General features: G+C 70.9%; 13 protein-coding genes. 8 read left to right on the top strand and 5 right to left on the bottom strand.

Going from position 1 to position 13295, the window contains the following annotated elements; all coding sequences use genetic code 11:
- Positions 1–5 precede the first annotated feature (5 nt).
- Both ACIQWG_RS09310 and ACIQWG_RS09305 read right to left on the bottom strand, forming a co-directional pair.
- Positions 6–518, bottom strand: a complete 513-nt coding sequence (locus ACIQWG_RS09310; protein ID WP_404092408.1) for a nuclear transport factor 2 family protein — start codon at positions 516–518, stop codon at positions 6–8.
- Between the two features lie 45 nt (positions 519–563).
- Complete coding sequence (locus ACIQWG_RS09305) at positions 564–1592, bottom strand: MBL fold metallo-hydrolase (RefSeq protein WP_404092405.1); 1029 nt, start codon at positions 1590–1592, stop codon at positions 564–566.
- A 240-nt stretch (positions 1593–1832) separates the two neighbouring features.
- On the opposite strand from ACIQWG_RS09305, the gene ACIQWG_RS09300 reads away from it, so the two are divergent.
- Positions 1833–3290: an aldehyde dehydrogenase gene (locus ACIQWG_RS09300; protein ID WP_404092404.1), complete on the top strand. Its 1458-nt coding sequence runs from the start codon at positions 1833–1835 to the stop codon at positions 3288–3290.
- A gap of 6 nt (positions 3291–3296) precedes the next feature.
- Entirely contained in the window at positions 3297–3530 is a 234-nt protein-coding gene (locus ACIQWG_RS09295; protein WP_403451922.1) for a ferredoxin, read from the top strand.
- Between the two features lie 304 nt (positions 3531–3834).
- Here ACIQWG_RS09295 and ACIQWG_RS09290 read toward each other — a convergent pair whose 3' ends face one another.
- Positions 3835–4455, bottom strand: a complete 621-nt coding sequence (locus ACIQWG_RS09290; RefSeq protein ID WP_404092402.1) for a TetR family transcriptional regulator — start codon at positions 4453–4455, stop codon at positions 3835–3837.
- 210 nt (positions 4456–4665) lie between these two features.
- On the opposite strand from ACIQWG_RS09290, the gene ACIQWG_RS09285 reads away from it, so the two are divergent.
- The 3 genes from ACIQWG_RS09285 to ACIQWG_RS09275 all read left to right on the top strand — a co-directional run bounded on the left by ACIQWG_RS09285 (position 4666) and on the right by ACIQWG_RS09275 (position 8112).
- Positions 4666–6204, top strand: coding sequence for a glycosyltransferase family 4 protein (locus ACIQWG_RS09285; protein ID WP_404092399.1), 1539 nt, complete (start codon positions 4666–4668; stop codon positions 6202–6204).
- A gap of 79 nt (positions 6205–6283) precedes the next feature.
- Positions 6284–7045 carry a class I SAM-dependent methyltransferase gene (locus tag ACIQWG_RS09280; RefSeq protein WP_404092396.1) on the top strand — a complete coding sequence of 254 codons (762 nt, stop codon included), beginning with the start codon at positions 6284–6286 and terminating at the stop codon, positions 7043–7045.
- On the top strand, positions 7042–8112 hold the full coding sequence (locus tag ACIQWG_RS09275; protein ID WP_404092393.1) for a prenyltransferase: 1071 nt from the start codon (positions 7042–7044) through the stop codon (positions 8110–8112). Before ACIQWG_RS09280 ends, ACIQWG_RS09275 begins: the two co-directional genes overlap by 4 nt.
- A 14-nt stretch (positions 8113–8126) precedes the next feature.
- On the opposite strand, the gene ACIQWG_RS09270 is transcribed toward ACIQWG_RS09275, so the two are convergent.
- Positions 8127–8414: a hypothetical protein gene (locus ACIQWG_RS09270; RefSeq protein WP_393522991.1), complete on the bottom strand. Its 288-nt coding sequence runs from the start codon at positions 8412–8414 to the stop codon at positions 8127–8129.
- A 159-nt stretch (positions 8415–8573) separates the two neighbouring features.
- Between ACIQWG_RS09270 and ACIQWG_RS09265 the strand changes: the two genes are divergently transcribed.
- Genes ACIQWG_RS09265 through ACIQWG_RS09255 form a run of 3 tightly spaced genes read left to right on the top strand, consistent with a single transcriptional unit; the run spans position 8574 to position 12236 of the window.
- Positions 8574–9911 carry a hypothetical protein gene (locus tag ACIQWG_RS09265; RefSeq protein WP_404092390.1) on the top strand — a complete coding sequence of 446 codons (1338 nt, stop codon included), beginning with the start codon at positions 8574–8576 and terminating at the stop codon, positions 9909–9911.
- Positions 9908–11476, top strand: coding sequence for a substrate-binding domain-containing protein (locus tag ACIQWG_RS09260; protein WP_404092388.1), 1569 nt, complete (start codon positions 9908–9910; stop codon positions 11474–11476). Before ACIQWG_RS09265 ends, ACIQWG_RS09260 begins: the two co-directional genes overlap by 4 nt.
- 31 nt (positions 11477–11507) lie before the next feature.
- Entirely contained in the window at positions 11508–12236 is a 729-nt protein-coding gene (locus ACIQWG_RS09255) for a hypothetical protein (RefSeq protein WP_404092385.1), read from the top strand.
- Between the two features lie 19 nt (positions 12237–12255).
- Here the strand turns inward: ACIQWG_RS09255 and ACIQWG_RS09250 are convergent, their stop codons facing one another.
- Positions 12256–13266 carry an LLM class F420-dependent oxidoreductase gene (locus ACIQWG_RS09250; RefSeq protein WP_404092384.1) on the bottom strand — a complete coding sequence of 337 codons (1011 nt, stop codon included), beginning with the start codon at positions 13264–13266 and terminating at the stop codon, positions 12256–12258.
- Positions 13267–13295 lie beyond the last annotated feature (29 nt).

Below are 13295 nucleotides of genomic sequence, written 5' to 3'. Positions count from 1 at the left end.
TCACTCTACCCGGCGGTAGGCGGGGGCTGAGAGGTGGCTGTGGGGGCGGGCGGTCGCGTGCGCTCCCGGCCGCCGGCCCTGGGGGTGTCCCCGCCGAAGGGGAGGTGCAGGGTCCGTGAGGTGAGCAGCCAGGTGCCGTCCTCCGTCGTCCGGCGGAAGGTGTCCTCGTAGTGGCCGACCTGGACCGGCGGCCCGGCCGGGACGATGCCGCCCTGGTAGCCGTCGACCCGGTACGTCGAGAAGTACGAGGTCGCCGTGGCGGTACCGGGGGACGTCACCGTGACGAGGACGTTGGACATCAGGCGGCGCGAGAGCCGGTCGACGGGACGGGATCCGAAGTACTCGCGCAGCGCGTCCCGCCCCTCGACGAGCCGCTCACCCGCCGGCCACTCCCAGGTGCCGTCCTCCGTGAACAGCTCGGCGACGGAGGACGGTTCGCCGAGGTCGAGGCGGTGGACGAAGTCGACGACGAGGCGCTCGCAGGCTCGCTCGGCGAGCAGCCGTTCCAAGGGATCCATGGTGTGCATGGTGAACAGGGTGGCGCCTCGCGTACACGGGATGCCTCACACCGCCACGTACGCCACCGGCTCGCTCCCCGCCACCGCCTCCGCCCTCCCCAGCTTCACCAGCCGCCGCACATGGGCCTCCGCCTCCGCGATGGCGATGTTGCGTGAGCCGTACGGGATCTGGTCCCAGGGGCGGTTCCACTCCATGCGCTCGGCCAGTTCCCAGGGAGTGAGCGGGGTGGCGAGGAGGGTGCGAAGGTCGGTCAGGCGGGACTCGTGGTGGGTGAGCAACTCGCGGACCCGGGCGGGGGCGTCGGTGAAGGTGTGCTGGTGGGCCGGGAGCACTTCGGCGGGGGTGAGGCGGGCCACGCGTTCGAGGGAGGCGAGGTAGTCGCCCAGGGGGTCGGTGACCGTGGTGTCGTCCGGGTCCTCGTACAGGCCGATGTGCGGGGTGATCCCGGGGAGCAGGTGGTCGCCGGAGAAGAGGCGGCCGTGGCCGGGGAGTTGGGCCGGGTGGTCCTCCTCCAGGTGCAGGCAGACGTGGCCGGGCGTGTGGCCCGGGGTCCAGATGGCGCGCAGGGTCCGGCCGGGGAGGTCGAGGAGTTCGCCGGGGACGATCTCGCGGTCGGGGGCGGCGGGGGAGAAGCCGGGCAGGGCGCCGGGGCGGCGGGCCGCGCGCAGGGGGGCCACATGGGCCTCGGGGGCGCCTGCCGCCGTGAGCTTGGCGGCCATGTAGGAGAACCAGCGGTCGGAGTGGGTCGTGCGGGTGCGCCGTACGATCGCCGCGTCCGCCGCGTGCATCGCGATCCACGCCCCGGAGGCCTCACGCACCTTGCCGGACAGGCCGTGGTGGTCGGGGTGGTGGTGGGTGATCACGACGCCGTGGATCTCGGCGGGCGCGGTGCCGCAGGCCGCGAGGCCCTCGGCGAGGGTGTCCCACGAGGTCGGGTCGTCCCAGCCGGTGTCGATCAGTACCGGCCCGCGGTCGGTGTCGACGACGTAGACCAGGGTGTGACCCAGCGGGTTGTCGGGGATGGGGACCTGGAGGGAGCGGACGCCGCCGCCGTGGTCGTACACCTGCGTCATGGGCTCCCCAATCGCCGCGACACGTTCCGGCCGACTCGGTCACTATAACTAGAACGGGTTTCGATGGGAGCCCGAGTCATCTACCCATGCCTGCCGGTCTGCCCCGCGGCATCGACGCCGAGTCGTCCACCCGCAACCGGGCGGGACTTGTGCGGTCCGTGGACTCCTCCGGGTGGAACTGGTATCAGTTCCAGATATCTGATGGATCGTCAGAGTCACGCTCAGGGGAGGCGGTCGGCCATGACCGAGCTCGTGGAACACGGACAGCTGTTCATCGGCGGGGAGTTGACCGACCCCCTGGGCAAGGACGTCATCGAGGTGATCTCGCCGCACACGGAAGAGGTCATCGGACGCGTGCCGCACGCCTCGCCGGCCGATGTCGACCGGGCCGTCGCCGTGGCGCGCAAGGCGTTCGACGAGGGACCCTGGCCGCGGATGAGCCTCGACGAGCGGATCGAGGTCGTCACCCGCATCAAGGACTCCATCGCCGTACGGCACGAGGAGATCGCCCGTGTGATCTCCTCCGAGAACGGCTCCCCCTACTCCTGGAGCGTCCTCGCCCAGGCCCTCGGCGCGATGATGGTGTGGGACGCGGCGATCACCGTAGCGAGGGACTTCCCGTACGAGGAGGCACGTGACGGAGTCCTCGGGAAGATCCTCGTACGGCGTGAGCCGGTCGGCGTCGTGGCGGCCGTCGTCCCCTGGAACGTCCCGCAGTTCGTCGCCGCCGCCAAGCTCGCGCCCGCACTGCTCACCGGCTGCACGGTGATCCTCAAGCCGTCGCCGGAGTCGCCGCTGGACGCCTATCTCCTCGCGGAGATCGCGCAGGACGCGGGGCTGCCGGAGGGAGTGCTGTCCGTGCTGCCCGCCGACCGTGAGGTGAGTGAGTACCTGGTCGGGCATCCGGGCGTCGACAAGGTCTCCTTCACCGGCTCGGTGGCGGCCGGCAAGCGCGTCATGGAGGTCGCCGCCCGCCATCTCACCCGTGTGACGCTGGAGTTGGGCGGCAAGTCGGCGGCCGTCGTCCTGCCGGACGCGGACGTCGAGACGACCGTCGCCGGTGTCGTCCCGGCGGCCTGGATGAACAACGGCCAGGCGTGCGTGGCCCAGACGCGCATCCTGCTGCCGCGCTCCCGCTACGACGAGTTCGCCGAGGCCTTCGCCGCCGCGGCCGGCGCGCTGGTGGTCGGCGACCCGCTGGACCCGGCGACCCAGGTCGGCCCGCTGGTCGCGGAGCGGCAGCGGCGCAGGAACCTCGACTACATCCGGATCGGGCAGGAGGAGGGCGCGAAGATCCTGACCGGCGGCGGCCGCCCGGCCGGGCTGGAGCAGGGCTGGTACGTCGAGCCGACCCTCTTCGGCGACGTGGACAACTCCATGCGGATCGCCCGCGAGGAGATCTTCGGACCGGTGATCTGCCTCCTGCCGTACGGCGACGAGTCCGAGGCCGTGAAGATCGCCAACGACTCCGACTACGGCCTCAGCGGCAGCGTCTGGACGGCCGACACCGCGCGGGGCATCGAGGTCGCGCGGCAGGTCCGCACCGGTACGTACTCGGTGAACACCTTCAGCCTGGACATGCTGGGCCCGTTCGGCGGCTACAAGAACTCGGGGCTGGGCAGGGAGTTCGGGCCCGAGGGGTACGGCGAGTATCTGGAGCACAAGATGATCCATCTTCCGGCCGGCTGGGAGGCGTGAGCGGGGATGGGTGACCGCTGGCACGTCGAGGTCGACCGGTCCGTGTGCATCGGCTCGGCCCAGTGCGTCCACCACGCCCCCGACGGTTTCCGCCTCGACACCGGCCGTCAGTCCCATCCGGCCGACCCGGAGACGGACGCGAACGAGCGGATCCTGGCGGCGGCCGAGAGCTGCCCGGTGGAGGCGATCGTGATCACGCTGCTGGGAAGTGGGGAGCCGGTGTTCCCGCCCGAGGAATAGCGCCGGAAATGTTGCTGCCGGGGGGTACATTTCCGGGCATTCGTTCTATTCTGGAAATGGCCTACGGGGCGAGTGAGGGAGTTCGAACCGGAGTAGCCGACTCTGGCAGGAGGCACACGGCTTCCGCCGGGGCCGACGTCGACGGTCCGGGCTGAGAGGCCGGAAGGCAGTGGTCGGGCCGGAAGGCGACCCCCAACACCTGATCCGGACCATGCCGGCGAAGGGAACCCGTCTCGTAGGTCCTCCTTGTGCCCTGCCGGGTCCGGTGGGCCCTCCTTTTACGCCGCCGGGTCTCGTGGGGGCCCTACTTGTGCCCCTCCGGGTTGGTCAGGTCGATCAGGCGGCAGACCGTCTCGATGTCGATCTTCACCTGGGCGATCGAGGCGCGGCCCGACAGCCAGGTGATCAGGGCCGAGTGCCAGGTGTGCTCGATGACGCGGACGGCGGAGAGCTGCTCGGGCGTCGGGTTCTCCAGGCCCATCGCGTCCAGGATGATCACCGTGGTCTGGCGGGATACCTGGTCGACCTCGGGGGAGACGCTGCGGTCGGCGAAGGTCAGCGCGCGGACCATCGCGTCGGCCAGATGCGGCTCGCGCTGGAGGGCACGGAAGGCCCGCATCAGGGTCTCCGCGACCCGCTGCGCGGCCGTCTCGCCCTGCGGCGGCTTCTTCCGCAGCGTGCCGTGCATGTGCTCCAACTGGTCCTGCATCGTGGCGACCAGCAGATGGACCTTGGACGGGAAGTAGCGGTACAGCGTGCCGAGCGCCACCTGCGAGGACTCCGCGACCTCGCGCATCTGCACGGCGTCGAAGCCGCCCCGGCTGGCGAGCTGCGCGCTGGCGTGCAGGATGCGCCGGCGGCGGGCCTCCTGTCGCTCGGTGAGAGGCGGGGAGGAGGCGCTCGCGCTACTGACTTCCGCAGGCATGGATCCCGTTCCGTGACAGTCGGTGAGGGTGAGTGACCGGACAGAGCATGCCAGGGCATCGGCCGTGGCGTGAATCACCTGATCCATCGCTCACAGCGGCGCTACCTGCCGGTAGATTCAGAGCCTCTTGAACGATCAAGTCTGAAACTTGTTCTAGATTAGCGTCCCGGCGTAATCTCGCGGGACAGAGCAGGGAGAAGGGGGTCCGGAGTGACCGCTGGGGCCAGGGAGGCCGGGTCCTCCAAGGGCCTTGCCGCCGACGGCGGGCGACCGCTCGACATCGCGCTTCTCACCTATAAAGGGAACCCGTTCTGCGGCGGCCAGGGCGTCTACGTACGGCACCTCTCCCGCGAACTGGCCCGCCTCGGGCACCGCGTAGAGGTCATCGGCTCCCAGCCCTACCCGGTCCTCGACGACAGCGACGACCTCGCCGGCCGCGTCACCCTCACCGAGCTCCCCAGCCTCGACCTCTACCGCCAGCCCGACCCCTTCCGCACTCCGGGGCGCGACGAGTACCGCGACTGGATCGACGCGCTCGAAGTGGGCACCATGTGGACCGGCGGCTTCCCCGAGCCCCTCACCTTCTCCCTCCGCGCCCGCCGCCTGCTGCGCGCCCGGCGCGGCGAGTTCGACGTCGTGCACGACAACCAGACGCTCGGGTACGGCCTGTTGGGGGATGTCGGCGCGCCCCTCGTCACCACCATCCACCACCCCATCACCGTGGACCGCCAGTTGGAGATCGACGCGGCGGACGGGTGGCGGCGACGGATGTCGGTGCGGCGCTGGTACGCCTTCACCCGGATGCAGAAGCGGGTGGCGCGCCGGCTGCCGTCCGTGCTGACCGTGTCCGGTACGTCTTGCGCGGAGATCGTCGACCATCTCGGCGTACGGCAGGACCGTATCCACGTGGTCCATATCGGCGCGGACACCGACCTGTTCTCGCCAGATCCTTCGATACGGCAGGTTCCGGGCCGGATCGTCACGACGTCCAGCGCCGATGTCCCGCTCAAGGGCCTGGTCTTCCTCGTCGAGGCACTCGCCAAGGTCCGCACCGAGCACCCCGACGCCCATCTCGTCGTCGTCGGCAAACGGCCCGAGGAGGGGCCGGTCGCGCAGGCGATGGAGCGGTACGGCCTCGAAGGCGCCGTCGAGTTCGTCAAGGGCATCTCCGACGCCGAGCTCGTCGACCTGGTCCGCTCGGCTCAGGTCGCGTGCGTGCCGTCGCTGTACGAGGGCTTCTCGCTGCCGGCCGCCGAGGCCATGGCCACCGGGACGCCGCTCGTCGCCACGACCGGCGGGGCGATTCCCGAGGTCGCCGGGCGGGACGGCGAGACGTGTCTGGCGGTGCCGCCGGGCGACGCGGGGGCGCTGGCCGCAGGCCTGAGCCGACTGCTGGGCGACCCGGAACTTCGGACACGGCTCGGCTCGGCCGGCCGTGAGCGGGTGCTGGAGCGCTTCACCTGGGCGAGGGCAGCGGAGGGCACGGTGGCCCGGTACCGCGAGGCGATCGCCCGGGACGAGGGCGCGGACCAGCGCCGCCCCGCGGCTGCGCCGGCCACACCGCCGACGACGGCGGGCGCCGGCGAACTCGCCGCGGTGACGGCTGCCTCGGGCCCCGGTGAGCCGGCCCGACGGCCCGGTGAGCCGGCCCGTAGGCCCGGTGAGGCGGCCCACGCCACCAGCACCCCCCGCGTCACGGACACCCCCCACGCCGACGAGTCCCCCCGTATGACCGAGGCCGCCCAGTGACCGCCGTGCGCACCCCTGCCTCAGGCGCCTCCCTCCGCCCCTGCCCAGCCCCCCGCTCCGACCGCGAAAGCAGGCCCACGTGCTGACCGTCGACTTCTCCCGGTTCCCGCTCGCCCCGGGCGACCGTGTCCTGGATCTCGGCTGTGGTGCCGGTCGGCACGCGTTCGAGTGCTATCGGCGGGGCGCCCAGGTCGTCGCCCTGGACCAGAACGGTGAGGAGATCCGCGAGGTCGCGAAGTGGTTCGCGGCGATGAAGGAGGCGGGAGAGGCCCCCGAGGGCGCGACCGCGACGGCCATGGAGGGCGACGCGCTCGCCCTGCCCTTCCCCGACGAGTCCTTCGACGTCGTGATCATCTCCGAGGTGATGGAGCACATCCCGGACGACAAGGGCGTGCTCGCCGAGATGGTGCGGGTGCTCAAGCCCGGCGGCCGGATCGCCGTCACCGTCCCGCGCTACGGCCCCGAGAAGGTCTGCTGGACACTGTCCGACGCCTACCACGAGGTCGAGGGCGGCCACATCCGCATCTACAAGGCGGACGAACTGCTCGCGAAGATCCGGGAAGCCGGGCTGAAGCCGTACGGCACCCACCACGCCCACGCGCTGCACTCCCCGTACTGGTGGCTGAAGTGCGCGTTCGGCGTCGACAACGACAAGGCGCTGCCGGTGCGGGCGTACCACAAGCTGCTGGTCTGGGACATCATGAAGAAGCCGCTGGCCACCCGGGTCGCCGAACAGGCGCTGAACCCGCTGATCGGCAAGAGCTTCGTGGCGTACGCGACCAAACCGCACCTGCCGCGGCTGTCCGAGACCTCCGAGACCTCCGAGGCGGCGGCCAAGTGACCACGCCCCGGACAGAACACCTCGTCCTGCCCGGGGTCCTCACCGCCGAGCAGGCCGCCGCGACCGTGGCCGGCATCCTCGCCGAACAGCGGGAGGACGGGGCCATCCCGTGGTTCCGCGGGCACCACCTCGACCCGTGGGACCACGTCGAGGCGGCGATGGCGCTGGACGCGGCCGGTGAGCACGACGCCGCCGAGCGGGCGTACACCTGGTTGTTCACGCACCAGAACGAGGACGGATCCTGGTACGCGGCCTACGCGGACGGGGCGTTCGACGACGTCACCGACGCCGGGCGGGAGACCAACTTCGTCGCCTACATAGCCGTCGGCGTCTGGCACCACTACCTCTCCACCGGCGACGACACCTTCCTCGACCGCATGTGGCCCTCGGTCTACGCCGCCATCGAGTTCGTCCTGAAGCTCCAGCAGCCGGGCGGGCAGATCGGCTGGCGGCGCGACGACGACGGAACGGCGACCGACGACGCGCTGCTCACCGGCAGCTCCTCGATCCATCACGCGCTGCGGTGCGCTCTCGCCATCGCCGAGCAGCGGGAAGAGGCCCAGCCGGACTGGGAGTTGGCGGTCGGTGCGCTACGGCACGCGATCCGGCGGCATCCCGAGCGGTTCCTGGACAAGGACCGCTACTCCATGGACTGGTACTACCCCGTGCTGGGCGGCGCGTTGACCGGCGCCGAGGCCAAGTCCCGTATGGAGGAGGGCTGGGAGCGGTTCGTCGTGCCCGGACTCGGGGTGCGGTGCGTGGTGCCGAACCCGTGGGTGACGGGCGGGGAATCGGCCGAACTCGCCCTCGCGCTGTGGGCGATGGGCGAGTCCGACCGGGCGCTCGGCATCCTCCAGTCCATCCAGCATCTGCGGGACGCCGAGAGCGGGTTGTACTGGACCGGGTACGTCTTCGAGGACGAGGCCGTATGGCCGCGCGAACTCACCACCTGGACAGCCGGTTCCCTGCTGCTGGCCGTCGCGGCGCTCGGTGGGCACGAGGCGACCTGCGCCGTGTTCGGCGGGGACCGTCTGCCGGCGGGACTGGACCCGGACTGCTGCGGCTGAGGGGTCCGGCCGCCTCAATGGCGCTGTACTCGACCGGCGATGGCGTGACCCACGAACAGGTACACGACCGCCGCCAGACCGTAACCGGCCACCACGCGCGCCCACTCCTCGTCGAAGGTGAACAGGTCGTACGACCAGCCGGCCAGCCAGCGGGCCGCGTCATGGACGAACTGGACGAAGTCGTTCGCCCGGTTGGCGTCCAGCAGGTACATCAGAATCCACAGGCCCAGAATGAGGGCCATGACGTCGGCGACGATCGCTATGACGCGGCCGGCCGTACCGTTGCTATATCTAGGGGACATGCCCTCCGTGTTGCCCTTGACGCGTGAACGAAACCTGCTCCGCGGTGCGCGGCACCGAGACACGAACGGGTCGATTCGTTCAACTGGCGTTCCCTGCGGTGTCGTTCACCGGTCAACACGATCACCGACGATCTCCTCCCGGAGAGGGCAGGAGAGCCGGTGTCCGACGCAGACAGACCGCACGCCACATCCGAAGCCGACAGACCACGCACCGCGCGCGAACCACGACTGCGCACCCGTGACAGGGACCGCCCCCGCAGCCGATTACCGATCCACGTCCTGATCGCCCTTCCGCTCGCGCTGACGGGCCTGATCGCCCTGCTCGTCACGGGCAACGCGCTGCGCCCGTTCGACCGCATCACCACGATCGAGGCCAGGATGGCCTCCAAGTCCGACTACTTCAAAGACCCCGAGGTGCAGCGGCTGCTGCTGAAGCACGGTCTGCGCGTCGACATCCACCGGCTCGGCTCCCGCGGCATCGCCACCCAGTCGCTGGCGGGCATGGACGCCGTCTTCCCGTCCGGCCAGCCCGCGGCCAAGCAGATCCTCGAACGGCAGGACGGCTCGGTCCGTTCGGTCCGCCCCTTCGTGACACCGCTGGTGCTCGGCACGTTCCGGGCCTACGCCGAGACCCTGGAGAAGGCCGGCGTGGCCACCGCCCAGCCCGCCCAGGGCGGAGCCAGGACCCTCTACTACGACCTGGACATGCGCAAGTTCATGGGCCTGCTCGACGGCAGGACCGGCGAGAAGAACGAGCAGACCATCGGCGACCAGGACCGGGACAGCGCCCCCGAACGCGCCGACACCTGGAACGGCATCGGCTTCGACCGGGCCGGCGGGCGCAGCAACAGCGGCCGTGTCCTGGTCCGCACCTCCAGCGTCTGCGAGTCGAACTCCGCCGGCACCTACCTGAGCATCCTCGCCTTCGTGAAGAACGGCGACAGCACACCCGGAGCCGGCCAGACCGACCAGGCCACGGCGAAGAAGGACGCCCGGGACGTCGCCGCGAAGATCAAACCGCTCATCGACCTCCAGGGCATGTGGGCCGACGAACAGGCCGACAGCTACCTCTCCGACCTCGGCGAGAGCATCGCGCCCATCTCGCTGATCTACGAGCACCAGTACCTGGCCCACCAGATCGAGTACGAGCAGAAGTACGGCAAGCAGGACACCGACCGCGTCCTGCTCTACCCCACCCCCTACGCCCTCACCGAACCGCAGCTCATCTCCCTGAACGAAAAGGGCGACCGGCTCGTCCGGGTCATCGAGAACGACCCCGAACTGCGCCAGCGGGCCATCGAGTTGGGCTTCCGCGTCCGCTTCTCCGGCGAGGAGGGCACCAGCGACCAGCTCAACGCCTACCTCGGCGAGCACGGCATCCAGGTGCCCACCCCGAACCGCGACGAGACCAAGGTGTACGAACCCGACCTGGACGTCCTCCAGGAGATCATCAACTTCGTGGGCTCCTGCCCCGAGCCCGTCCTGGACGCCCCGTGAGGCGCCGCGTCCGCGCCCTCACGGCCGGGCTGACACTGACCCTGCTCGCCGCCCTCACCTCCTGCACCCAAGGGAACGAGGACGTCACCCTGCGGGTCCTCGCGAGCCCGGAACTCGCCGACCTGGAACCCCTGCTGGACCAGCTGCGGGACGACACCGGCGTCCGGCTGGACATGGACTACCGGGCGACCGCCGACCTCTCCGGCGCCCGGGACTCGTCGTACGACCTGGCCTGGCCCGCGTCCGACCGTTCCTACCTGCTCGGGCTGGAGGAAGCGGGGCAGCGGGCCGCCCGCCCGGAGTCGACCCCGATCATGCGCTCGCCCGTGGTCGTCGGCCTCACGCCCGAAGCCGCCGACACCCTGCGGGCCGAGCAGCCGGACACCGGGCTGTCGTGGGCGGACATCGCGGACGCCGCCGCCGACGGCACCGTACGGTTCGGGATGGCCGATCCCCGCAGCAGCGACACCGGGCGCGCCGCACTCGTCGGAGTCGCCACCGCGGCCGCCGGCACCGGCAGCGCACTGCGCGAACAGGACGTCTCCTGCGACCGGTTGCGCGGCTTCCGCTCCGGCCAGACCCTCACCGGCGCCAGCTCACGGGAGCTGATCGCCTCCTACCCCGGCCGTCAGGGCGAAGCCAACGCCCTGATCGCCCACGAGTCCGAGCTGCTCTCGCTGAACGCCTCGGACAAGCTGCGCGCGCCCCTGGAGATCGTCCACCCCGAGGACGGCATGGTGCTGTCCGACTTCCCGCTGCTCCTCCTCGACCCCGACGAGCGGGCCGCGTACCGCAAGGTCGTCGACTGGCTGCTGCGGGACGACGTACAGCGCGACCTGATGCGCCGCACCTGGCGGCGCCCCGTCAACCAGAACGTCACACCGGCCGAGCCGCTGCGCGAGTCCGTCGGCAACGCCCTGTCCTTCCCCGACCGGCTCTCCATCGTGCGGCAACTCGTCGCCGACTACGGCGATCCCGCGCACGCCACCACCGACCAGGTGCTGTTCCTGCTCGACTTCTCCGGCTCCATGCGCGGCGGGCGCATCGCCGACCTGCGCGCCGCCTTCGCCGGCCTCAGCGGCGCCGACGCCTCCGCCACCGGCAAGTTCGCCCGCTTCTACCGGGGCGAGCACCTCACCGTCGTACGGTTCGGCGGCCGGGTCCTGGAGGAACGTACGGTCACCGTCCGCGGCGACGGCGATCTGCGCACCCTCGGCAAGGTCGTCGCCGCGGACTCCTTCGACGACTCCACGGCCGTCTGGTCGGCCCTCGACCGCGGCTACGCCATCGCCGCCGACGCCGTGCGCGAGCAGCCCCGACGACCGGTGGCCATCGTGCTGATGACGGACGGCGAGAGCAACGCGGGCATCTCCTACGAGGAGTTCCTGCGCCGGTACGACCGGCTCGGCGCCGACGCCCGCGAAGTGCCCACCTTCCCCGTGCACTTCGGGGAGGCGGACGCGGCCGCGCTCAAGAAGGCCGCGCAGGCGACCGGCGGCCGCATGGTCGACGCCAACCAGTCATCGCTCTCCGACGCTTTCAAGGAGATCCGTGGGTGTCATTGACAGTCAGTGGTGGAGCATACGGTGGCCCTGGATGGTCGTCTGGCTCCTGACGGCGGTCTGCGTCGCGGTCGTGGCGCAGTACGCGGTGGCGCGCTGGGTGGCCGCCCGGCGCAGACGGCGGGTGCGGGACGGACGCATGTTCTCCGGCATGTGCATCTATCTCCACGAGACCCGGGTCGAGGGCGTCGCGGACATCCTCGGCATACCGAAGGCGGACGTGAACGTCTCCCACGAGACCAGCGTCTCCACCGGCTTCGGGCTGTTCGGCAGGGTCACCGTCGGCGGCCGGGCCGAGCGCGACACCAACACCCAGACACGCAGGGAGTACTGGGAGCCCAACACGCCGATGAAGACGATCCGCCTGATCATGGACCGCCTGCGGGAACGGGACATGGTGGTGGACGCCGACCTCGCGACCGGGCACCTCTTCCTCACCGCCGCCCTCGCGGACGAACTGCGCGGCACGGAGGCCGGGGGAACCCCGCTGACCGCCGTCCGGGGGACGTACGTCTCCGTCTCCGGCCTCTTCACGGTCCGCAGGAACGGCGACGACGTCGTCCTGCGCGCCCGCTACGGCACCGGCGAGCCACGCGCCCAGGTGAAGATCACCTGCGAGGCGTCCTGGGTCCGCGAGGAGGAGTTCCGGGTCGACAGCTTCTCGGCGGACGAGGAGTTCCCGGCGACCTGTCTGGGCCGGGTGCGCACCTGGAACGCCACGACCGGCGAACTCACGCTGGACCCGATCTCGGTCTTCCAGTGAAGCATCTCCGGCCGCCCGGCTAGGAGTTGAGCTCGGCGAGCACCCGCAGCGTCCGCCGGTCGGGCGCCAGCACCAGCAGGTCGGTCACCGGCCCCTTCCGCCACAACTCCAGCCGCTCCGCGATTCGTTCACGCGGCCCGACGAGCGAGATCTCGTCGGCGAAGGCGTCCGGCACGGCGAGGACGGCCTCCTCCTTCCGCCCGCTGAGGAACAGCTCCTGAATCCGCCGCGCCTCCTCCTCGTACCCCATGCGCGCCATGAGATCGGCGTGGAAGTTGCGGGCCGCATGGCCCATGCCGCCGATGTAGAAGCCGAGCATGGCCTTGACGGGGAGGAGCCCCTCGGAGATGTCGTCGCAGACCTGGACGCGGGCCAGGGGCGCGACGAGGAACCCCTCGGGCAGCTCGCTCACGGCCTCGCCGTACACGTCGGGCCGGCCGGGCGCCCAGTACAACGGCAGCCAGCCGTCGGCGATCCGGGTCGTCTGGGCGACGTTCTTCGGCCCCTCGGCGCCGAGCAGGATCGGCAGATCCGGCCGCAGGGGATGGGTGATCGGCTTGAGCGCCTTACCGAGGCCGGTGCCGTCCGGTCCGCCGTACGGGTGGGAGTGGAAACGCCCGTCGAGCGCCACGGGCCCCTCGCGCCGCAGCACTTGCCGTACGACATCCACGTACTCCCGCGTCGCGGTGAGCGGAGACTTCGGGAACGGCCGTCCGTACCACCCCTCCACCACCTGCGGCCCGGACAACCCGAGCCCCAGCAACATGCGGCCACCGGAGAGATGGTCGAGGGTGAGGGCGTGCATCGCGGTGGTCGTGGGGGAGCGGGCGGCCATCTGTGCAACAGCGGTACCCAGCTTGATCGTCGACGTCCGCGCGGCGATCCAGGTGAGCGCGGTGAACGCGTCGGAACCCCAGGACTCGGCGGTCCACACGGAGTCGTAGCCGAGCCGCTCGGCCTCCTGCGCCAGCGGTACATGGTCCGGGGAGGGGCCGCGCCCCCAGTAGCCGAGTGCGAGCCCGAGCCGCATACCGCCTCCTGACGATGCGTCAGTTCCGT

Source organism: Streptomyces sp. NPDC098781, from assembly GCF_044759995.1.
Classification (GTDB): domain Bacteria; phylum Actinomycetota; class Actinomycetes; order Streptomycetales; family Streptomycetaceae; genus Streptomyces.
The sequence above is the reverse complement of the archived record's forward strand: the minus strand, read 5'-3'. Positions and strand labels throughout refer to the sequence as shown.